At 71.5% G+C, this 21,429-nt stretch carries 16 protein-coding genes and 3 pseudogenes; 6 read left to right on the plus strand and 13 right to left on the minus strand.

From position 1 onward, the window contains the following. Nucleotides 1-237: pseudogene (locus IE321_RS03605) on the plus strand (hypothetical protein); the annotation flags it as partial. A 141-nt stretch (nucleotides 238-378) separates the two neighbouring features. Here the strand turns inward: IE321_RS03605 and IE321_RS03610 are convergent. Further along, nucleotides 379-1,315, minus strand: a pseudogene (locus IE321_RS03610) (transposase). 60 nt (nucleotides 1,316-1,375) lie between these two features. Continuing rightward, nucleotides 1,376-1,771 carry a hypothetical protein gene (locus IE321_RS03615; RefSeq protein ID WP_226652899.1) on the minus strand — a complete coding sequence of 132 codons (396 nt, stop codon included), beginning with the start codon at nucleotides 1,769-1,771 and terminating at the stop codon, nucleotides 1,376-1,378. Between the two features lie 501 nt (nucleotides 1,772-2,272). Here IE321_RS03615 and IE321_RS03620 point away from each other — a divergent pair. Next, a complete protein-coding gene (locus IE321_RS03620; protein WP_190221735.1) occupies nucleotides 2,273-2,953 on the plus strand; it encodes a class I SAM-dependent methyltransferase in 681 nt (226 codons plus the stop codon). A 283-nt stretch (nucleotides 2,954-3,236) separates the two neighbouring features. On the opposite strand, the pseudogene IE321_RS41790 reads toward IE321_RS03620, so the two are convergent. The 4 genes and pseudogenes from IE321_RS41790 to IE321_RS03635 all read right to left on the minus strand — a co-directional run. Then, nucleotides 3,237-3,407, minus strand: a pseudogene (locus IE321_RS41790) (IS5/IS1182 family transposase); the annotation flags it as partial. Between the two features lie 125 nt (nucleotides 3,408-3,532). Next, complete coding sequence (locus IE321_RS03625; protein ID WP_190221736.1) at nucleotides 3,533-3,880, minus strand: STAS domain-containing protein; 348 nt, start codon at nucleotides 3,878-3,880, stop codon at nucleotides 3,533-3,535. A gap of 399 nt (nucleotides 3,881-4,279) precedes the next feature. Further along, nucleotides 4,280-4,687, minus strand: coding sequence for an ATP-binding protein (locus IE321_RS03630; RefSeq protein ID WP_190221853.1), 408 nt, complete (start codon nucleotides 4,685-4,687; stop codon nucleotides 4,280-4,282). 787 nt (nucleotides 4,688-5,474) lie between these two features. After that, nucleotides 5,475-5,675: a CsbD family protein gene (locus tag IE321_RS03635; RefSeq protein WP_190221737.1), complete on the minus strand. Its 201-nt coding sequence runs from the start codon at nucleotides 5,673-5,675 to the stop codon at nucleotides 5,475-5,477. Between the two features lie 663 nt (nucleotides 5,676-6,338). Between IE321_RS03635 and IE321_RS03640 the strand changes: the two genes are divergently transcribed. Together IE321_RS03640 and IE321_RS03645 are read left to right on the plus strand one after the other, a co-directional pair. Further along, nucleotides 6,339-6,548 (plus strand): hypothetical protein, encoded by a 210-nt coding sequence (locus IE321_RS03640; RefSeq protein ID WP_190221738.1) that lies wholly within the window; start codon nucleotides 6,339-6,341, stop codon nucleotides 6,546-6,548. A 152-nt stretch (nucleotides 6,549-6,700) separates the two neighbouring features. After that, nucleotides 6,701-7,312, plus strand: a complete 612-nt coding sequence (locus tag IE321_RS03645) for a restriction endonuclease (RefSeq protein WP_372470315.1) — start codon at nucleotides 6,701-6,703, stop codon at nucleotides 7,310-7,312. Nucleotides 7,313-7,495: 183 nt separating this feature from the next. Here the strand turns inward: IE321_RS03645 and IE321_RS03650 are convergent, their stop codons facing one another. Next, complete coding sequence (locus IE321_RS03650; protein ID WP_190221740.1) at nucleotides 7,496-8,353, minus strand: hypothetical protein; 858 nt, start codon at nucleotides 8,351-8,353, stop codon at nucleotides 7,496-7,498. Nucleotides 8,354-8,599: 246 nt separating this feature from the next. Between IE321_RS03650 and IE321_RS03655 the strand changes: the two genes are divergently transcribed. Then, nucleotides 8,600-9,238 (plus strand): GNAT family N-acetyltransferase, encoded by a 639-nt coding sequence (locus tag IE321_RS03655; RefSeq protein ID WP_190221741.1) that lies wholly within the window; start codon nucleotides 8,600-8,602, stop codon nucleotides 9,236-9,238. Nucleotides 9,239-9,264: 26 nt separating this feature from the next. Here the strand turns inward: IE321_RS03655 and IE321_RS03660 are convergent, their stop codons facing one another. The 6 genes from IE321_RS03660 to IE321_RS03685 form a co-directional block, all read right to left on the minus strand. Next, nucleotides 9,265-10,359: an aldose epimerase family protein gene (locus IE321_RS03660; protein WP_190221742.1), complete on the minus strand. Its 1,095-nt coding sequence runs from the start codon at nucleotides 10,357-10,359 to the stop codon at nucleotides 9,265-9,267. Nucleotides 10,360-10,617: 258 nt separating this feature from the next. Continuing rightward, complete coding sequence (locus IE321_RS03665) at nucleotides 10,618-11,673, minus strand: LacI family DNA-binding transcriptional regulator (protein WP_190221743.1); 1,056 nt, start codon at nucleotides 11,671-11,673, stop codon at nucleotides 10,618-10,620. A gap of 122 nt (nucleotides 11,674-11,795) precedes the next feature. Continuing rightward, entirely contained in the window at nucleotides 11,796-12,848 is a 1,053-nt protein-coding gene (locus IE321_RS03670; protein WP_190221744.1) for an ABC transporter permease, read from the minus strand. Beyond that, nucleotides 12,845-13,819, minus strand: a complete 975-nt coding sequence (locus IE321_RS03675; protein WP_190221745.1) for an ABC transporter permease — start codon at nucleotides 13,817-13,819, stop codon at nucleotides 12,845-12,847. Before IE321_RS03675 ends, IE321_RS03670 begins: the two co-directional genes overlap by 4 nt. Continuing rightward, on the minus strand, nucleotides 13,816-15,606 hold the full coding sequence (locus IE321_RS03680) for a sugar ABC transporter ATP-binding protein (protein WP_190221746.1): 1,791 nt from the start codon (nucleotides 15,604-15,606) through the stop codon (nucleotides 13,816-13,818). The genes IE321_RS03675 and IE321_RS03680 overlap by 4 nt, the downstream gene beginning before the upstream one ends. Nucleotides 15,607-16,315: 709 nt before the next feature. Continuing rightward, nucleotides 16,316-17,401 carry an ABC transporter substrate-binding protein gene (locus IE321_RS03685; RefSeq protein ID WP_190221747.1) on the minus strand — a complete coding sequence of 362 codons (1,086 nt, stop codon included), beginning with the start codon at nucleotides 17,399-17,401 and terminating at the stop codon, nucleotides 16,316-16,318. A gap of 594 nt (nucleotides 17,402-17,995) precedes the next feature. Here IE321_RS03685 and IE321_RS03690 point away from each other — a divergent pair. Next, a complete protein-coding gene (locus IE321_RS03690) occupies nucleotides 17,996-21,298 on the plus strand; it encodes a LamG-like jellyroll fold domain-containing protein (protein ID WP_190221748.1) in 3,303 nt (1,100 codons plus the stop codon). Nucleotides 21,299-21,429: the final 131 nt, after the last annotated feature.

Here is a 21,429-nt window from a genome sequence, read left to right on the forward strand (position 1 = left end):
ACCGACGGCAACATCTCCGTCCGCAAGAACATGGGCACCTACTTCGACGGCGGCACCCACTGGTCCACCGGCTGGGGACGCTTCGTCACCGGCAACGACATGGGACGACTCTACTTCGCCGACATCACCGGCGACGGCAAGGCCGACCTCATCGTCCACGGCACCGACGGCAACATCTCCGTCCGCAAGAACATGGGCACCTACTTCGACGGCGGCACGCTGATGGTCACCCTCTGACCCATGCCTCCTCGTCCCCTTGGCCCAACTGACGCAGCTGCCGTCAAGGGGGCGAGGACTCCCCCGATCACACGCCGGCCCTCGCATAACGAGCCGGTGTGTGATCGGGGTGGAGGCATGAGTGCCTGATCGAGGTCGTGGTCAGGCATCGGCCATGCGGTCGGAGACGAGGCAGGCGATGGCCCGGTAGGAGGTGGGCAGGATCTCTCGCCGGTGCGTCAGCTGGTCAGCTGCTTCCAGCGTTTACGGTCGGCGAGCGCGCGTTCGACCGTGATCCGCTTCGACGAGTGGCGGTGCCGGGCTTCGTCTCTGGCTGCGTGGACGTGCGGCAAAGCGATCTTGTTCGGTTTTCTGGGCGGCGTGACCGCCTGGCCGGGATGATCGTGCCTGAGGCCGGGGCAGTCGTCGTCCAGAAGCACTTCCACGTCCGGGAAGTGCTGGAAACAGGCCTCGATGCCTTCGTTGCGGGCGGCGGTCGCATCGTGCATCCGCCCTGGTCGCAGGGCGTCGGTCCAGAGCGTGCGGCCTTGATGGTCGGCGGTGACGGTGGCCTTCATGGTGTTCTGTTTCTTCTTGCCGGAGACGAACGCGCGTCGTCCGCCGCTGCCGGCCAAGGGTCGGCGGACCTGGACCTCAGTGGCGTCCAGCCGCAGCTCGACGCCTTCGGTTTGGGCATAGGCGAACGCATCCGCCAGGGTCCACAGCCGCAGACCCGAACGTTCGGGGACCGCGCATCCGCGTTCGGCCAAGAGCCCTCGTGTCTCTCCGATCGCACGGGGGACGGTGGAACGGTCGACGCCGTACAACAGGGCAAGGACGGAGTGCGGGAGATCTTGCCGCAGGTAAACCAGCGCGACGACCGACCGGTCGACGAACACCAGCCGATGCCGGGCACCGGCCCCGCCCCACGTTTGCTGGCCACGTCGCCCGCGTGCCGCGTGACGGTGGCCCTCGACCACGGCTGCCACGTTCCGCCCGACTCCTCTACCAAGCAAGCCGGATGCCGCCGGGAGACCCCTGTGAACAGCTGATGCGCGAGGATGTGCCGGTCGACTCTGATCACCACAGGCTGGATCACCCCCCCCCTCACCCGGCCCCCCTTACACCTCAATCACGTACCGGCTCGTTAGAGCCTCTCTCAACTGGTGAGGTGCCGTCGGATGAACGGTGCCGCTCCCAGGACGAGCGCGGCGAAGACGGTCAGCCGCTGAAGGCCGGGCTGAACGGCGAGGCTGCTGTGCTGGATGCCGTAGACCGCGTACAAGTTGGCGGCGAGGTCGGTCGCCAGGATGGCGCAAGCAAGGTCGGCTCCCCGACGTTTGCCCCGGATCAGGAACACGGCGGCGAGCGTGTCGAACAGTGCCAGCGACGACCAGTAGAGGTTGAGCCACCCCGGTGCCCAGTCATAGGGGTGCAGACCCTGGCTGAGGAGGTCGGTGACGTGCGAGGAAGCGCCGACGAAGAGCAGGACGGCCGCGATGACGCAGACCGATATGACCGTCCAGCGCGGGGTGTGGTGCATCCATCCGATCACGCCGTGGATCGTCCCATCCGCGGGCGCTGTCCGTCAGGCCGCCAGCCTGCGGAAGCAGATGAGGTGCAGCCCCGTTGACGACCCGGCTGATGACCGGGTCGAGGCGGGCTCGCCGTCCGACGGGCTCGCGGACGTCGCCACCGTGCGCGGGACGCCGCGATCCTGTTGGCCACCGCCTGACAGAGCTGTCCGACAGGCGGCTCACCCGCGCGCCTTGCGTACGGTACGGGGCGTCTCCGCCGCGGGTCTGAGGGACGTTCGATTCATCGCGCAACGCGAGCCGCCTCGTCGAGCGTCGCGGACTGTCCCGCTGACCTGTGACAGCGAACCTTGCCCGATCGCCACCGAAGATCGACTTCGCAGGTCGGGGATGCCGTGACCGGTCTGTTTCGATGACGTCCAGTGCGACTACCCCCGGCTGTTCCTCGCCCCTTGGACGCCGTTTTGCCGAAGCGGCAACAGGAGTGGCGGGACCGGGCCACGATGGGTGACGTTGGGCGCATGACCGACGACATCACAGCGGGATCGCCCGCGTCCGACACTTTTCTGCCCGGCGACGGATACGTCGGAGACCCCGCGGTGCGGGCGGAGTGGGACAACCGGTACGCCGACCGGCAACAGCTGTGGAGCGGCCGGCCCAACGGTGCGCTCGTGGCTGAGGTCGCCGGGCTCGTGCCCGGACGGGTGCTCGACGTCGGCTGCGGCGAGGGCGCGGACGCCGTCTGGCTCGCGCGCGGCGGCTGGGACGTGACCGCGCTCGAGGTCTCGGGCGTGGCACTGGCGCGGGCGGCGGGGCACGCGCGGGACGCAGGCGTCGACGTTCGCTGGGTACACGCCGGGCTGACGGAAGCGGCGCTCCCGCCGGCCTCCTTCGACCTGGTCTCCGCGCAGTATCCAGCCCTGCTGCGCACCCCCGACGCCGCGGCCGAGCGAGCACTGCTCGCGGCCGTCGCGCCCGGCGGCGTGTTGCTGCTCGTCCACCACGCGGGGATGGACACCCAGCACGCGCACGACAGCGGCTTCGACCCGGCTGACTACGTCTGGCCCTCGATGGTCGCCGCCCTGCTCACCGACGGCTGGAAGGTGGAGGTGAACGAGCAGCGACCCCGTGTGGCACCCGACGGCGGCGCCGGCGCGCACCATACCGACGACCTGGTGCTGCGCGCGCGACGACTGCGCTGAGGCCCTCCGCTCACAACAGGCCCCTCGTCTGGGCAGTCTGGGTGACCGTGCCACCCAGACCGGGCTGTGGCCCCTCATCGATCGAGGGTGTTCTCGCTACTTCGAGACCGCGCAGTCGTTCCGGCTCGGGTCCCCGTGAGCCCGCCTCAACGCCCTGCCCGTTCCAAGGCCACCGACAATCGGGACGGCGTCCAGCACAGCGACTTGGGCGGTCGACCTCGGTGGCACGAACGGAGCAGTGGTCGACCGTGGATGGCAAGCGGTCAACGTTCACCAAGGATCTTCAGCGTCGCCTCTCGAGGGTGAGGACGGCCTTGGTGATTGACGTGAGTCGGTCGGGGCTGATCCGGGCTTCGCGGAAGATCCGCCCTGCCTCGAGCCGGGCGAAGGCGCGCTCGACGGGGAAGCGGAGGCGTGCGTGTACTCGGTTGACGGCTGCTTGTCTGGCGGTGAGGGGCTGGAGGCCGACAACGGCCGTCGGCGGCGAGGGCCGGGAGCGCGAGGCTTCCCGCAGGAGGCGTTGTCGCGCCAGGTGACGCTGTTGTTGGGCCGTGCTTCGCCCCCGGGCCGGGCCGGGGCTCAGGACCTGTGGGCCGTGAGGCCGGCGGGGGTGTCAGGGATCAGGCGCGAGAGGTCGTAGGCAGCGGGGAACAGGTCGGCGGCGATGAGCAGGAGTTGCAAGGGCTGATTCCGCAGGTTCGTCACCGCCGTCCTGTACTGCGGGTCGCCCTGGGGGGCGGGGCAGAAGAGCATGCGCAGGCCGGCCACGTCGGTGAAGGACAGATGTTCCAGGTCCCACAGCAGGTCGATGACGTGGCCCGGTAGCCGCTTCACGGCCGTGTGCAGCGGAGGCAGGGTGTAGAAGTCGATCTCACCGTGCGGGGAGATGCGGGCGCTGGTGCCGGTGATCGTGGTGGTGACGTTCATGCTGGGCACGCCCCCTTTGGGGGGTTGATGAGCCCAAAGACGCAACACCCCCGGTTCGCGGAAGAGGGGGTGGACGACGATGGCGGGGCCCGGGTGCCCGGAGTGGGGGCAACTCCCGAGTCCCAAAGGCTGCCGCCTGTGGCGTCAGCCGGTCTCGTGTCCTTTCAGCGTCGCACACCCATGCCTGCACGCGAAACAGTGAACAGGCCACATTGTTGCCGCAGGGCAAGTTTCCAGGCCGGTGCGACGCGTCCCGTTCTCGTACCCAGCCGGCTTCTCCACGGTCGGTGGATGGCATGCAGCCCGCGCCCGAGGACAAAGACAACGTCGGCGTCCGGGGTGAGCGAGAGAGAAGACGGCCGCTTGCGGGAAGCCCCAGGGCGTCGTCACCTTCTGCGCCTAGGCCGAGTCGAGGGTGTCGGCCAGGACGAGGCGGACGGTGATGCGTTTGCCGACCGGTTCCTGCTCGACGAACAGTTTCTCGGCGACCGCTTTGATGATCTCCAGGCCGTGCTGGCCGACCCGCCCCGGATCGGCGCTCTGGGCCGAGGGAACGGCGGGGTCGCTGTCCCACACCACGATGTCCACGTGGTCGGTGCTGATGCGCAGCTCCATCAGGACGGGGCCGGGGGCGTACTTGTGGGCGTTGGTGACCAGTTCGCTGACGACCAGCGCGGTCAGGTCCCGCGTCCGTTGCGACACCGGCAGCCGATGCTCGGCGCGGGCCCGGTCCAAGAAGGCGGAGGCGTGCTGCCGGGCGGCGGCGATACGGCTTCCCCCTCCGTCCAGCGCGTAGCCGGCGCGCATCAGGAATCTGTCCAGCACGGACTCGGCACCGCCACCCGGGTCGGCATCAGGTCCCACTGCTCTCGTCCTCGTCCTCGTCCTCGTTCTCATCCACACGGCCCGGTTACCCGACAGGCCAAGCCCCATGCGACGAAGGCCCACCAGCGCCACCGTCCGAGTACGGCCGGGCCGGGGTGGTGAGGCGCAATCGTCCGCGCACTCCCCGGGCCGGGCAAGCCTAGACGCAGCGAGGAGACCACGCCCAGCGATGAGGAAACGGCCGGGCCGAACGGCTGTCCGTCGCACACCATATGGTCGGCGGCGTCCGGGGAGGGGGCCGAGGGCCTCTTGCTCTGTCTGCGCCATGAGCGTCCGGGGGCGGAACGCTTCTGCCTACCGCCGCGAGCAGGCCGTCGGCAGAAGCTGCCGGTCGGTCCTGCCCGACGGCGCAGACCAGCTGGTCCTGAGCATGTCCACCGTGCCGAACACGGCCATGCGGCACAGGCCCCCGAGACACTCCAGCCATGACGGAGGAAGTGCGAGAAGCCCTCGGGACACCACCAGCGCCGGCTTCGGGCCATGGGCGGCGTTCGGCGCAGGACCGTGGCGAGCAGAACGACCGCCCCGCGCCCGAAGGTAGGTACGGGGCGGGGCAGTCTAAGGACCACGAGCCGGCGGCGGGGCGAAGGGCCGCGAGCGGGGGCTCCGACCGCATCAGGCCCGTGTCGTCAGGCGCCCGCCTTGATCCCCACGCGAGAGGGGCGGTTCCGACGCAGGGGCGTCGGAGCCTGGCGGGAAGTGTGGGAGGTCAGGGCTTCTGGCGGCCTCGGAGGGAGTCCTTGACGCCCTTGGCCTGCTCCTCCGCCTTGCCCGCAGCCTCGCGCGTCTTGCCCTTGACCTGGTCGGTCTTGCCTTCGGCCTGCATCCGTTCGTTGCCGGTCACCTTGCCGGCGACTTCCTTGGCCTTGCCCTTGGCCTGCTCCATCTTGCCCTTGGCCTTGTCTGCCATGGGAGGTCTCCTTTCCTGGGGAACATTCATCCACAAGCTAGGGCAGATATGCGGGTTTCGCTCTTCGAGTCGAGGAGCGGGTCAGGGGAGGGAGCAGGTACGCATGCAGACCCCCTCAGCGCCCCCTCGACGGGCGCACCATCTGGGTGGCCCGCGAATACATCCACGACTGGACAGCTGGGGTTGGGGTGCAGGGGCCGGTTCGGGGGCCCAGGTTGGGTGGGCTGCTCGATCACCTGATCGTGGTCCGAGATAGCTTCCTGGCGCGGCGCGGTGGGACTGGTCGGTCTGTTGGCCGTAGTCGTACGGGACAGCGATGTCGTCCTTGCCGTCATTGTGGACCTGGTTGATGCCTTCGGCGTTCTGGCCGGAGATATGGAGGTAGGCATCCGCAGGGACGAAAATCCGAGCGCCCTGCCCGGTGACACGTCGCTGACACTCGCGACACGTCACCGCAGGTCAGCGCCAACACCGACGTTCTCACGCCAGTTCGCGTGCGGGAACGAGTGTCCGGACGGAACTGGACAGCGTCCGGCGGCGTTCCGCCAACGTTCACCGACCCGCTGCGATCTGGGCGCGTGATCGGCTGCACTGTTTCCTGGCCCCCTCAGGGCGGTCAGGAACGGTGCAGAGACGAGGGCGCGGGGCGGGAGCGGACTTCGCATGATGACGATCAACGTGGGGGTGCTGATGGCGGTCATCGTGGTGCTGCGGCTACGCCGCAGGACGCAGGCCCGAAGCCGAGTCGAGGAACGCAATACCGCGTTCATCGTCCTGACCCTGGGTATCGTGATCGCACCGACCCCATTGGGCCAGGGCATCTTCAACGTGCTCAAGCAGCTCGTGAGCGGCGTCTCGCAGGCCGGTACATGAGCCCCCGATCACGGCCGGGTACTCGCCGCTCCCCCGCCCCACGCCGGCGCCGTATGTCTTCCGCCTTCCGACGCCGGCCCGTGCCCAGGCGTCGCCAGGTTTCCTACCGTCGTAGGAGTGCCCCCAGCTGGGAGCAGGTCGGTCTGCTGCTCCTGGTGCTCGTCGCGGTGTGGAGTCTGGCTGTCGGCGCCGTGCGGTGGCTGGTCGCGCACCCCTGGGTGCCGACCGTGCTTCTGCTCGTCGCGTTGGCGGCCGGTGGAGTGTGGGTGCGCCGGTATCGGGAGACCGCCCGCTGGAACCGGGTGCGGGAGCAGGGACTGCGGTATGCGCTGCCGCAGATCGATGCCCTGCACCACCGGCAGTTCGAGGAGGCCGTACGGGATCTGATGCGTCGCGATGGCTGCCCTGCGGCGATCCGGGTCGGTGGCGCCGGCGACAACGGCGCCGACGTGAAGGCCACGGACCCGTTCGGACGTCTGTGGGTGATCCAATGCAAGCACCGCAAGGCCGGGCTGTCCGGCTCCGCGGTCGGAACCCCGGACCTGCACGTCCTCAACGGCACCGGCCGACCCGTCCACAACGGTGACGTCGTCGTACTGGTCACCAACGGCCGCTTTACCGACAAGGCCATCGCCTTCGCCCGCTCCCAGCGCCTCCACCTCGTCGATCGCCATCTGCTCGCCCGGTGGGCCGGCGGCTCCGACCCTCTGTGGGAACTCCTGAGCGCGGTTCCCTCCCACCGCCGTCGCGCCTCCGGATCCTGAACGCTGCCGAGGCGCCATGCCATCAGGTGTCCGAGCGCACGGACGATGGTGGAGTCGGTCGAGAATGTCCCCGTCGATCTCGCCGGCGGCGTCGGCCGCCGTCTGGACCTGCTGGAACAGGGTGTCCCCAGGTACCGTCGGCCGACCACAGGCTGCGTGAAGCAGTAGGCCCCACTGGCCTCATCACTCTCCCCCGCACCCACCACAACCGCCGCAACTGCTGTCGCTGCTGCTGCACGAGTCGACGTCGATGGCGGCGCCACCGGCGTCGCCGTTGTGGCCACGAGTGTGGTGTCGGGTGGGCTGCGGGGCTCGCCTGGTGCGGGCGATGGCCTGGCGGGTGGCGTCGGGGAGGGCTGCGCGGGCGCTCTCGGTCCGGTCCTGGCAGACGGTGTCGAGGGCCTTCCAGCGGCGTCGCTTCTCGGAGGGCCAGAGGCATGCCGGGGCCCATTGGACCAGCAGGGCGGCCATGCACACGTAGAGCCAGGACATGCGGTGGGTTCCGGGGAAGAAGGCCGTGGGGGCCAGGGCTCCGCCGGCGTGGACCCCCATGCCGAACGTGGTCAGCAGCGAGGTCGCGAGCATGAGGGACTGGCTCTTGCCCGAGGCGGTCAAACGGATTGCGGGGGAACGGTGTTCCACGTGTTGCCGGAACGCGGCGAAGCGGGCCTCGGTGGGGATCTCGTGGAGTCGGGTGGTCGTGCCCGAGGGGGTGGCGCGGAGGGCCTCCGCCAGGGCGCGGAGGGCGTGGTCGGTCTGTTTCCTTCCGCGGTGGGTGGGGCGCAGTTCGCCGCTGGAGGACACCTTCACGGCGCCGTCGGCGACGAGCATGCAGATCGCGGTCTCGGCGGCCTCGGTCATTCCGCCGAGCAGGAACGAGGCCCTTACGGGATGGGGCTTGAAGGCGAGGAGGCGCTCGACCTCGCGCCGCTCGTCCCGGTCACGGAACCAGCAGTACACGCCGCGCAGGACGTTGCACAGCGCGAAGATCAGCAGCCAGAAGGCCACGATCCCTTCGCTGTCAGTCAGCCACCAGTCCACCTGTCGCCCCCGTCCCGGTCTGGTTCCTGGCCGTAACAGGGGCCTTGGAGAGTGCAGTTGAGCGATCGGCCCCTCTGTCGGTACCAGACCCCTGCGTGCTCGCCGTGGTTCCCGAGAGGGAGGAGGTCGCGGAGGGCTGGGCGGTCAGCCGTCGGAAAGCGGTGGCAGGGGCGAGGCCGCGCCGGGGTCGACCGCATCCTGGACGGCGGGTCCGGGAGCGCTCCCACTGTGGAATCGTCCCCCGTCATGCAGACAGAACCGTTTGTTCGCCGTTATCGGGGATCGGATCGGGCGGAACTCGCCGAGATCTGTGTCAGGACGGCCCATGAGGGCGGGGACTCGTCCGGGATGTACCCGGACCCGGAGTTGATGCCGACGATCTTCGCCTATCCGTATGTGGAGTTGGAGCCGGAGTACGCCTTCGTCCTGGACGACGGGGCCGGGCGGGCGGTGGGGTACGTGCTCGGGGTGCCGGACACGGCCGGGTTCGTGAAGCGGTTCCGTGACGCGTGGCTGCCGGGGGTCGAGGGGAGGTTCCCGGCGCCCGAGGCGGACGGCGGGACGGCGGCGGACATGATGGCGGGGCTCCTGCACACGCCTGAGCGGATGGTGCGGGCGGAGCTGGCCGCGTATCCGGCGCATCTGCACATCGACCTGCTGCCGGAGTGGCAGGGCCGCGGGTACGGGCGGGCGCTGATGGACGTGTTGCTGGCGGCGCTCCGGGAGGGAGGGGTGGCCTCGGTGCACCTGTGCATGGTGCGGGCCAACACGGGGGCGCGGGCCTTCTACGACCGGCTGGGTTTCCGGCAGTTGGAGGTGGCCGACCCCGGGCCCGTCTGGTACTTGGGGAGGTCGACGGCCGCGGAGGGGCCGCCGGGAGAGTGAGAGGCGGCCCGCGGGAAAGGTGTGCGTCAGTCGGTTGCCGGCGTCGGGGAGGCGGGGCGGGGGAAGCGGAACTCCGTGCGGCGGTGGCCGGTCGTCCCGGGGCGGAGGACGGGGCTCGGGTAGGCGGGGCGGTTGGGGGCGTCGGGGAGGTGCTGGGTCTCCAGGCAGACGGCGCCGTGCCGGCCCAGAGGGCGCCCACTCGGGTCGGTGAGCGTGCCGTCGAGCTGGTTGGCCGTGTAGACCTGGAGACCGGGGGCGGTCGTCCACACCTCCATGGTCCTGGCGCCGTCCGGGGTCGACAGGCGGGCGGCGCGGCGCGGCACGGCGGATTCGCGGGAGCCCAGGACCCAGCAGTGGTCGTAGCCCCGGGCGTCGCGGATCTGGACGTCGTCGGCGGCGAGGACGCCGGTGCGCAGGGCGCGGGGGGCGGTGAGGTCGAACGGGGTGCCGGTCACGGGGGCGATCGGGCCCAGGGGGATGCCGGTCGCGTCGACGGGGAGGTAGGCCTCGCCGTCGACCTGGAGGGTGTGGTCGAGGACGTCTCCGCCGTCCGCGGCCAGGTTGAAGTAGGCGTGGTTGCTGAGACTGAGGACGGTGGGGCGGTCGGTGGTGGCGGTGCAGTCGAGGGCGAGGGTGCCGTCGGCGTCGAGCGAGTAGGTGGCCGTGACGTCGAGCGCGCCGGGGAAGCCCATGTCGCCGTGGGGGCTGTGGAGCCGGAGCTGGAGCTCGACGGTGTCGCCTGCGGTGTGCGGGTGCGCCTCCCACACCCGGGCGTCGAAGCCGGCGGGGCCGCCGTGGAGGGCGTGGCCCCGGTCGTTGGCCGGGACGTCGTGGGGCGTGCCGTCGAGGGTGAAGCGCCCGTGGGCGATGCGGTTGGCGTAGCGGCCGATCAGCGCGCCGACGTAGGGGCTCTTCTCCGCGTACTGGTCGAGGGAGGGCAGCGAGAGCACGACGTTCTCGGTGCGGCCGGTCGCGTCGGGTACGCCGAGGGCGTGGAGGATGCCCCCGTACGTGAGGATCTCCGCGTAGGCGCCGGAGGGGGAGGTGAGTCGCCAGAGCGCGACCTCCTCCCCGGTCGGCGTGGTGCCGAACGGCCTGGCGTGGATGGTGGCTCGGGGCATGGGATGTCCTCGTCATGAGTGGGGGGGGAGGCGGCTGACGGGTGGGGGGCTCGGCGCGGGTGCTGTTCCGTGGGTGCTGCCGCCCCGGGCGGGGTGCGGGCGTCGGAGGCGGGCCGGGGTCCTTGCCGCCGTGGGCAGGGAGCCGGTCACCGTGGCGCGGTCCGGCTGACGTGGAGGACGGCCCGACCACCGCGGGCAGGTGGCCCGGTCGGGGGCCGGCGCTCCGGCCCTCGTGGGCGGGTACGGTCCCGTCGTCCGTCAGTCCTCGGCTTCCGGCGTGGGCTTCCCCTGCGGGACGGCGGGGGGTACGGCGCCCGTCGACTCGCGTACGACGAGGCGGTAGCCGGGTCTGATGCGCCGGGGTTCGGAGACGGGGCCGCCGGCGAGGCGTTCGACGAGCCGGTCGACGGCCTGCCGGGCGATGGCCGGCTTGTCGGGGGCGACCGTGGTCAGGGTGATGGCGCCGTAGCGGCTCTCCTCGATGTCGTCGAAGCCGACGACGGCGATGTCCTCGGGGACCCGGAGGCCGCGTTCGGTGAGGGTGCGCAGCGCGCCGAGGGCGATGAGGTCGTTGTAGGCGAAGACGGCGTCGGGGACGATGCCGCGGTCGAGGAGGGCGGTCATGGCGGCGGCGCCGTCGCCGCGGCCGTAGCCGTCGGTGGCGACCACGAGGGACTCGTCGGGTGTGACGCCCGCCGCGGTGAGCTCCTCGCGCCAGCCGCGCAGGCGGAGGTGGGCGGGCTGGCGTTCGCGCCCGGTGCGGGAGCCCAGGAAGGCGATGCGCCGGCGGCCGAGGTCGAGGAGGTGGCGGACCGCGGTGCGGGCGGCGGCCACGTTGTCGATGGCGATCTGGTCGTACGGCGCCTCGTACTCGCGCTCGCCGAGCAGGACGAGCGGCGAGGTCTCCTGGCGGGCGAGGAGGTCGTCGTTCTCCAGGTGGATGGGGCTGAGGATCAGCCCGTCGATGACGTGGGAGCGGAACTCCTGGCACACGAGCAGCTCGCGCTCGCGGAGCCCCGCGGTGTGGTCGACGAGTACGGTGTAGTCGTGCTGGGCGGCGGCGTCGATGACGGCTCCGGCGAGTTCCGCGAAATAGGGGTTGCCGAGTTCGGGAACGGCGAAGGCGATGATGCCGGTGCGGCCCTTGCGGAGGTGGCGGGCGGTGAGGTTCGGGCGGTAGCCGAGCTCGTCGATGGCCTGCTGCACCTTGGCCCGCATCTGCGGGGTGACGTGGGGATAGTTGTTGACCACGTTGGACACGGTCTTGATCGAGACGCCGGCCCGCTGCGCGACGTCCTTGAGGCTGACGCCCACGGAACTCCTCTGGTTCGGCTCTGAACGGTGGGCCGCCGGTTCCGGGGCCGGTGCGGCCCGTCCCCGGTGGGGCTCGGGCGCACCGGCCCCGGGTCACGGGGGCCGGTGGGATGGGTCCGGCGTCAGAGCGTCCTTCTGCTGCGTGAAACGTACCTCTGCGCCACCACGACGAGGATCAGGAATCCGCCGCTGACCACCGATTGGTAGGAGGAGTTCAGCGAGCCGATCTGGTTGATCAGGTTCTGGATGACGGCGAGCAGCAGCACGCCCCAGAGGGTGCCGCTGACCGAGCCGGCACCTCCGACCAGCAGGGTTCCGCCGATGACGACGGCGGCGATGGCGTCGAGCTCCATGCCGGTGCCGATGATGGTGACGCCGGAGGAGAGCCGGGCGGCGTTGAGCGCGCCCGCGAAGCCCGCGAGGAGCCCGCTCAGGACGTAGACCGTCACTTTGGCGCGGGCGACGGGGAGGCCCATGAGGGTGGCGGCGTCGGCGCTGCCGCCGACGGCGAAGAGCGTCTGACCGAAGGAGGTCCGCTGCAGGATCAGACCGCCGAGGCCGAAGAGGGCCAGGGCTACGAGGATCGGGTAGCCGAATCCGCCGACGGTGCCCTGGCCCAGTTCGGCGAAGGCCGAGCCCTTCGGCACGAGGTAGGTCGTCGCGCCCTCGTCGGTGAAGGCGAGCAGCAGGCCGCGCGCGCCGAGCAGCGAGGCCAGGGTGACGATGAAGGGCGCCATGCCGGCCCGGGCGATCAGCAGGCCGTTCAGCGTGCCGATCGCCCCGCAGACGAGGAGCGGCACCAGCAGCGCGGGGAGCAGGCCCCATTGCGAGGCCCAGGCGGCGAGGACGCCGCCGAGGGCGAAGACGGAGCCGACGGACAGGTCGATGCCGCCGGTGATGATCACCAGGGTCATGCCGAGGGCGACGATGGAGAGGAACGACGCCTGGACCAGGACGCCGCGGGAGTTGTCGAGGGTGGCGAAGGTCGGGTAGGCGAAGGAGGCGATGACCACGACGAGCAGCAGGACGGCCAGGACGCCCTGGCGCTGGACCAGGGAGAGGAGGCGTTCGGCCGCGGTGACGCCGCTCGCGGGGCGGTCCGCGTCGGCCTTGCCGCCGGGTCCGGAGCCCTTGACGCCGGTCCCCGGGGCGGTGAGGGAGGAGGTGGGGTTCATCGGGATCGACGCTCCCGTGCGACGTAGACGGCGGCGATGATGATGGCCGCCTGGGCGATCTGGGCGGTGGAGTCGGGCAGGTCGTGCTTGACCAGGGTGGCGCGCAGCAGCTGCATGAGCAGGGCGCCGGCCAGGGTGCCGAGCACGCGGACGGAGCCGCCGCTCAGCGGGGTGCCGCCCACCACGACGGCGGTGATGGCGGAGAGTTCCATCAGGGTGCCGAGGGAGGAGGGGTCGCTGGCGGTGAGGCGTGCGGTGGCGAGGATGCCGGCGAGGGCGGCGAGCGCGCCGCACAGGACGTACACGCCGATGAGCACCCGCTTCACCGGCAGGCCGGCGAGCGCGGCGGCCTTGCGGTTGCCGCCGATCGCGACGACCTGCCGCCCGAAGGTGGTGCGGTGGACGAGGAAGGCGACGGCGAGCGCCAGGATCCCGGCGATCAGGACGACCAGGGGAATGCCCAGGAGGCTCCCGGTGCCCAGGGCCAGCAGGTCGGGGTTGACGATCTGCTTGAGCTGCCCGTCGGCCAGGACGAGCGCGATGCCGCGGCCGCCGACGAACAGGGCCAGGGTCGCCACGATGGGTTGCAGTCCCACCACCGAGACCAGGGTGCCGTTGACGAGGCCGACGACGGCTCCGGCGAGGAGGGCGACGAGCAGGGCGGGCACGAGGCCGTAGCCCAGGTAGAGCGGCAGCAGGGCCGTGGCGAGTGCCATGGCGGAGCCCACGGACAGGTCGACGCCCTCGGTCCCGATCACCAGGGCCATGCCGAGGGCCACGATGACGATCGGGGCGACCTGGATCAGCTGCGTCCGGAGGTTGTCGACCGTGAGGAAGTGTTCGGTGAAGAAGGCGTTGAAGAGCAGCAGCGCGGCCACGGCGGCGTAGACGCCGTACTCCTGGAACCACGCGGTCGTGTTCCGCCGGGTCGCGGTGGCACGGGCGGGCGCCGCGGCGGCCTGGGTGGTCATCGGGGGTCCTCCTCGGCGGCCGAGGCCGGGGCCTGGTGCGCTCGGCGGGTCGTGGGTGCCGCGTCCGGCGGGGAGCCGGGCCCGGCGGGCTGGGTCAGGGGTACGGCTCCGGCGGCACCGGCCGCGGTGTCGGCGGGGGCCGGTGTGCCGGGGTGCGCCGGGTCGGGGGGCTGCGGTGCGCCGGCGGGCTCCGCGGCGTCGGCCGGCGCGGTGTGGTCGGCCAGGGCCGCGAGGAGGGCGTCCTCGGAGACGTTCTCGCCGACGAGTTCGCCCGCGGTGGCGCCGCTCCTGAGGACGACGATCCGGTCGGCGCCCTCGACGAGCTCCTCGATGTCGGAGGAGACGAGCAGGACCGCCAGGCCCTCCTGGGCGAGCTCGTCGATGAGTGCCTGGACCTCGGCCTTCGCCCCGACGTCGATGCCGCGGGTGGGTTCGTCGAGGAGGAGGACCTTGGGTTCGAGGCAGAGCCAGCGCGCGAGGAGCACCTTCTGCTGGTTGCCGCCGGAGAGTTCGCCGACCTTCTGCTCCGGGCTCGACGCCTTGATGCGCAGTCGCTTCATGAAGATGTCGACGACGCGGTCCTGCCGTGCGCGGGAGACGATGCCCGCGCGGGAGAGCCGGGGAAGGGCGGCCAGGACGATGTTCTCGCGGACCGACAGGCCCGGGACGATGCCCTCGGCCTTGCGGTCCTCGGGGAGCAGGCTGATGCCGGCGCGGATGGCGGCGGCGGAGGACGAGCGGCCCAGGGGGACGCCGCCGACGCGGACCTCGCCCGCGTCCAGGGACAGGGCGCCGGCCAGGGCCTTGGCGGTCTCGCTGCGGCCGGAGCCGAGCAGGCCACCGAGGCCGAGCACCTCGCCGGGGTACAGCTCCAGCGAGACGTCGTCCAGCTGGTGGCGCCGGACGAGGCCGGTGGCGGTCAGGACGGGTTCGCGGGCGACGTCGTGTCCCGCGGAGCCGAAGCTGGTCAGGCCGTGGCGGCGGACCTCGGAGATCTCGCGGCCCAGCATCATGGACACGAGGCTCATGCGGTCGAGTGCGGCGAGCGGGCCGGTGTGGATGTGCCTGCCGTCGCGGAGCACGGTGACCCGGTCGCAGATCCGGTAGAGCTCGTCCATGCGGTGACTCACGTAGACGACGGCGATGTTCCGTCGGCGGAGGTCGTCGATGACCCGGAAGAGCGTCTCGACCTCGCGCGGTTCGAGGGACGAGGTGGGCTCGTCCATCACGACGACGTGGGCCTCGACGGAGACGGCCCGCGCGAGGGCGACCATCTGCTGGGTGCCGATGCCGAGGGTGCCCAGGGCGCGGCGGGGGTCGACGGTCACGCCGAAGCCGCCGAGGAGGGCCGCGGCCTCGGCGTGCATCCGCGGGAAGTCGATGAGCCCGAAACGGTTCTTGGGCTCGCGGCCGAGGAAGATGTTCCGGGCCACGCTCATCAGCGGGACCAGGTTCACCTCCTGGTAGATCGTGGAGATGCCGGCGGTCTGCGCCTCGGAGGGGCGGGCGAACCGCACCTGCCTTCCGGACAGCAGCAGTTCGCCGCTGTCCGGGCGGTGCACGCCGGTGAGGACCTTGATGAGCGTGGACTTGCCGGCGCCGTTCTCGCCGACGAGCGCGTGGGTCTCGCCGGCGCGCAGGGTGAACGAGACGTCGTCGAGCGCTACCACGCCGGGAAAGCGTTTCCCGACGCCGCGTGCCTCGAGCACCGTCGGCGCGGCCGAGGGCGCGGTGCCGCTCGTCGCGGTCGGCGCGGCCTCGGGCGGCGCCGCTTCGGGGGGAGCCATGAGCGTGGCCTTCCGGAGAGGGAACGTGGAGAGAGAGGAGAGGGGGCGCGGACGGCCCGGGGTCGGGGCTGATTCCGCGGCCGGCGACGGGCGGGCCCCGGACCGGCTGGGCTCGGGGCGGGAGCGACACCCGGCCGGAGGCCGTACGGGACCCCCCGCGGCCGGTGCGGAACCCGGATGTCACTCGGGCCCGGGTGCGGGGCGCGTGTCCGGGGCCGTACCGGTCGGGCACGGGCCGGAGCGGTACACCCGCCGGGGTGGTACGCCTCGGGCGCGTGCCCGGACGGCCGGTGGGACCGTTCGGGCCCGGTGGCCGCCCGTGCGGACCGGGGCGGGTGCTCCTGGTACCGACCGGGCCGGGTGCTCCTGGTAACGACCGGAGCCGCACGGTCCGGGGGATGCCCGGCCGGACCCGGCCGGAGCCGGGCGCGTCCGCCGTGTGCCCTCGGAGCGGTCGGAGCCGTACGAGCGGGGCGCGCGTACGAACGTCCGCCGGGCCGTACGAGCCGGGCACGGGCCCGAAGGGCTGCCGGAGCCGTGCCGGTCGACCGTCAGGGACGGGGCGGCCGACCGGACGGCTCGCGGTTCCCGCCGGTATCGGCGGTCCCGCCCCGGCCGGTCCGTGACGACCCGCCGGGCCCGGGCGACCGGCCCTGCCGGTCCTGTGGTTCCCGCCGGAACCACGGGGCCGGACCGGGCCGGTCGTGGGTCAGTACGCCCCGCCGAGGGAGGACTTGGCGTTGGACGGGTCGTAGGAGCGGTCCTGGATGATGACGTCCTCGGGGATGCCCTCGCCGGCGTAGAACTTCTGCGCGGTGGCGAAGGCGAGCGGGCCGAAGCGCGGGTTGGACTCGATGACGGCGTTCAACTCGCCGTTGGCCAGGGCCTGCACGGCGTTGCGGGTGCCGTCGATCGACACGATCTTGACGTCCTTGCCGGGGGCCTTGCCGGCCGCCTTGAGCGCGGTGACGGCGCCGAGGGCCATCTCGTCGTTCTCGGCGTAGACCGCGGTGATGTCGGGCTTGGACTGGATCAGCTGCTCCATGACCTGCTGGCCCTTGTCTCGGGCGAACTCGCCGGTCTGCTGGGCGACGATCTCCAGGCCGGGGGCCGCCGCCTCGACCTGGTCGACGAAGCCCTTGGTGCGGTCCGTGGTGACGCTGTTGCCGGAGGAGCCGAGCAGGATGGCGACCTTGCCCTTGCCTCCGGTGGCCTTGATCATCGCGTCGGCGGCGCGCTTGCCCTGCTCGACGAAGTCGGAGCCGAGGAAGGCCAGGTAGTCCTTGCAGGCGGTGTCGTTGACCTTGCGGTCGATGGTGAGGACGGGGACCTTCTTGGCGGCGGCGGCCTGGAAGGCGGGTTCGAGGCCGTCGGAGTTGAGCGGGGCGACGATGAGGAACTGCGCGCCCTGGGCGAGCATGTCCTGGATGTCGCTGATCTGCTTGGGCAGCTGCGACTGGGCGTTGGTGGTGAGGAGCTTCTTGACGCCGATCTTGGCGGCCTCGTCCTTGATGGACTGCGTCTCGGCGATCCGGAACGGGTTGGCCTCCTTCTCCGACTGGGAGAAGCCGACGATCGCGTTCTTGAGGTCGAGCTCGGGGGCGCCGTAGGTGGTGAGGGTGCAGCCCGGGCCGGCGGACGCGGTGGGCGTCTGGACGGTCTGGGCGCCCTGGCCGCTGTCGCCGCCCGCGTTGTCCGTGGTCTCCGACTTGGCGCAGCCGGAGAGGGCGAGCGTGGCGGTGGCGGCGACGACGCACGCGACGGAGAGCGTGCGGAATCTCTGCGGAAGGGTCATCGTGAAGACACTCCTTGGCGGGGGGACAGCACCGCCGAGTGGCGTGCGGTCGCTCAGAGCAGGAAAGCGGAGCCGGTTCGCGCCGTGAAGGGACGGCGGGCCCTTGGTGCGCAGCCTCGTACAGCCCGGATCACGCCCATGAGCTGGGCGGACACGAGTTGGGAGCAGCCTCCCGGGAGGGCGGCGACTCCGGCTTTACAACGTTATAACCGCGCCTCGGCGACCTCTGCAAGAGGCGGGGACGACGTTTCCGGAACGCTTCCGCCGATCGGTTCCGCAGTCACGGCAACGGAGTTGACGGTCGGTCGGAACGAAGGGCGCGCGAGGTCTGGACAGCCTCCGTGGTGCGTGCTGTCATTCCGCTGCACGCAATTTTCCAACGTTGGAATGACGGCCGCCCGCCCCTCACAGCACCGCCGTGATCATGTCCGGGCGGCCCGTTCGACGCTGTCCTTCGCCTGCCGGCGCGACGGTGCGGCAACCGCCGGGCGCCCGCACCCCCGAGGCGGACACGGCATCCCTCAGGGGCACTTCCGCCGACACGCGATCCCTGGGTCCGGCCGCTCCGATCCCCTCTCAAAGAGGAAAGATTCGATGACACGACGAAACACCCGCCCCCGAACCGGAATATGGGCGCTGCTGACCGCCGCCGCCCTGGTGCTGCCCGTCGGCGCCCTGACCCCGACCGCCTCGGCCGCGCAGCCGGACGGCGCCGCCTCCCCCGCGGCCCGGCCGGGCGACGCCTTCTCCTCCCCCGCCGCCCGGGACGCGGCCATCGAAGTGCACGGCCTCAAGGGCGAGTACTTCAGCATGTCGGCGCCCGGCGCACGGGACTTCGACAAGCTGGGCGGCACCTCCCTCGACCCGCAGATCAACTTCTCGGGCCTCACCGGCACCTTCCAGTCGCTGACCGGACGGACCGAGCACACCACCGCCCGCTGGACCGGGCGGATCGAGGCCCCGGTCACCGGCGACTACACCTTCTACGGCATCGGGGACAACGGCTTCCGCCTGTTCGTCGACGGCAAGCCGGTGATCGACCACTGGGTGCCCGACTGGGACCGCGAGCAGACCAGCGCCCCGGTCCGGCTCACGGCGGGCGAGAAGCACGAGTTCCGGCTGGAGATGTTCCAGGACGTCGGCGGGGCCAACATGTTCCTGCGCTGGTCGACCCCGACGCTGGCCAAGCAGCTGGTCCCCGAGTCGGCCTTCACCCCGCCCGCCGACTTCCAGGTCTACCCGGTGGAGCCGACGGTCCCGGCGAGCGGCCGGCAGCTGCGGCTGCGCTTCGACCACCCGGTCGGTGGCCTGGCCTCGGTGGCCGAGCACCTCACGGTGGAGGCGGACACCACACCCATGCCGATCCGCTCGGTCACCGTGGCCGGGGACGACCCGAACACCGCCGTCGTCGAGCTGGAGGAGCCCGTTCAGAAGGGCCAGCAGGTACGCGTCGACTACGACGGCGCCGGCGGCCTGAAGAACGGGGACGAGACCGTCCCCCGGATCCTCCGCTCCGCCGCCAACGCCTCCACCCACCGGCTGACCACCACGTGGGGCGACAAGCTGGACCGCAAGAACCCGCTGCCGGAGTACCCGCGGCCGCAGCAGGTGCGCTCCCGGTGGAAGAACCTCAACGGCCCCTGGCAGTTCGCGGGCGCGGACGCCGGCGAGCAGCCGGTCTTCGGCAAGGACCTCGACGAGAAGATCGTCGTGCCCTTCCCCGTGGAGTCCCAGCTGTCCGGGATCGAGCGGCACGAGGACCACATGTTCTACCGCCGGCTGGTGGACGTGCCCAAGGACTGGAAGGTGGGCAAGGCCGGCAAGGACAACCGGCTGATGCTCAACTTCGGGGCCGTCGACTACCGGGCCACCGTCTGGGTCAACGGCAAGCGGGTGGCCGAGCACACCGGCGGCTACAACGCCTTCAGCGCCGACGTCACCGACGCCCTCACGGCGAAGGGCCCGCAGGAGGTGGTGGTCGCGGTCACCGACACCGGCGGCCCGAACCAGCCGACGGGCAAGCAGTCCACCAACCCGGGCGGCATCTTCTACACCCAGTCGTCGGGCATCTGGCAGACGGTGTGGATGGAGCCCGTGGCCCCGGCGGCCATCGACGACCTCGTCACGACCCCCGACATCGACACGGGCACGCTGGCCGTGAAGGTCGCGTCCGCCCGCGCCTCGGCCGGCGCCCGCGTGGAGGCCGTCGCCCGTGACGCCCGCGGCAAGGTCGTCGGCCGGGTCTCCGGCCCGGCGTCCGCGACCCTGCGCCTGCCGGTCGCGGGGCAGCACCTGTGGAGCCCGGACGACCCGTACCTGTACGACCTGGAGGTACGCCTCAAGGACGGCAGGTCGACCGACCGCGTCAACGGCTACTTCGGCATGCGGAAGATCGCGATCCAGAAGGTCGGCGGCTTCCAGAAGCTGGTCCTCAACGGGAAGCCGATCTTCTCGCTCGCCACGCTGGACCAGGGCTTCTGGCCGGACGGCCTCTACACCCAGCCGAGCGACGAGGCCCTCGCCTTCGACCTCGAGGCGCACAAGAAGCTCGGCTTCAACGCGGTGCGCAAGCACATCAAGGTCGAGTCGGACCGCTGGTTCTACCACGCGGACCGGCTGGGGCTGCTGGTCTGGCAGGACTTCGTCTCGGGCGACCTCAAGGACGACGCCGGCCACCAGGCGTTCGTGGACCAGGGCCGCGAGATGATGCGCCAGCACCACGACTCGCCGTCCGTCATCGGCTGGACCGTCTTCAACGAGGGCTGGGGCGAGTGGAACCGCGAGGAGACCGGCCGGATCGCCGAGGCGGTCAAGGCGGCCGACCCGTCCCGCATCGTCAACGCCCACAGCGGGGTCAACTGCTGCAACTCGAAGGGTGACTCCGGCAAGGGCGACATCGTCGACCACCACGACTACAACAACACCGACCCGGCCTATCCCGACCACCGGGCGGCGCTGGACGGCGAGCACGGCGGCTTCACCCTGCGCGCCCCGGGCCACATGTGGCCGGGCGCCCCGACCGTGATCTACAGCGGCGTGGCCGACAAGGAGGCCCTGACCCGCAAGTACGTGGAGAACACCGAGAAGTACTACCTGGAGGCGGCGGGCGCCGAGCTGTCCGGGTCCGTCTACACCCAGATCTCCGACCTGGAGAACGAGCTCAACGGCCTCTACACGTACGACCGCCGGGAGATCAAGGTCGACCCGGCGCGGGTCCGCGCGATCAACCTGAAGGTCGTCGCGGCCGGCGCGGCCGCCGGGCAGCGCGGCCCGGTCAAGGGCGGCGCCTCCTGGTCCCTGGACGAGGGCGCGGGCACGACGGCCCGTGACTCCGGCCCGGGCGGACGGACGCTCACGCTCAACGAGGGGACGGGCTGGGGCGCCGGGGTCGGCGGAAGCGCCCTGACGTTCGACGGTCAGGGACACTTCGCCCAGACGGACGGTCCCGTCATCGACACCACGACGAGCTACTCCGTGTCGGCGTGGGCGACGCTGGACTCCCTGCCGGGCAACTACGCGACGGTGGTCAGCCAGGACGGCCGGCGCCAGGAGAACCCCTTCTACCTCCAGTACGGCCAGGGCGCCTTCGCCTTCAGCACTCCGGGCGGCAACCGCGCCCGCTACGTCACGACTCCCGAACTCGGCCGCTGGTACCACCTGGTGGGCGTCCGGGACGCCGCGAAGAACGAGATCCGGCTGTACGTGGACGGGGTCCTGGCCGCCACGGCGGCCGCGGGTCCGGCCGATGTGAGCACGGGCCCGTTCGCGGTCGGCCGCGCCAAGTGGGGCGGCGGGAACGTCGACTTCTGGAAGGGCTCGGTCGACGGGGTGCACGCCTTCGACAAGGCGCTTTCCTCCGAGGACGTGGCGGCGCTGCACGCGGCCGAGAAGCCGTAGGCGCGACGTCCCGGTGCCGCGCGGGAGGACCGCGCGGCACCGGAAGTCCCGGACCGCGGGCAGGGGCCCGCGGTCCGGGACTTCGGCATGCCCGGGGGCAGCGCGGCGGGGCTGCCGCCACGACCCGACAC

Origin of the sequence: Streptomyces hydrogenans (genome assembly GCF_014656075.1) — a bacterium.
Taxonomy (GTDB): Bacteria; Actinomycetota; Actinomycetes; order Streptomycetales; family Streptomycetaceae; genus Streptomyces; species Streptomyces hydrogenans.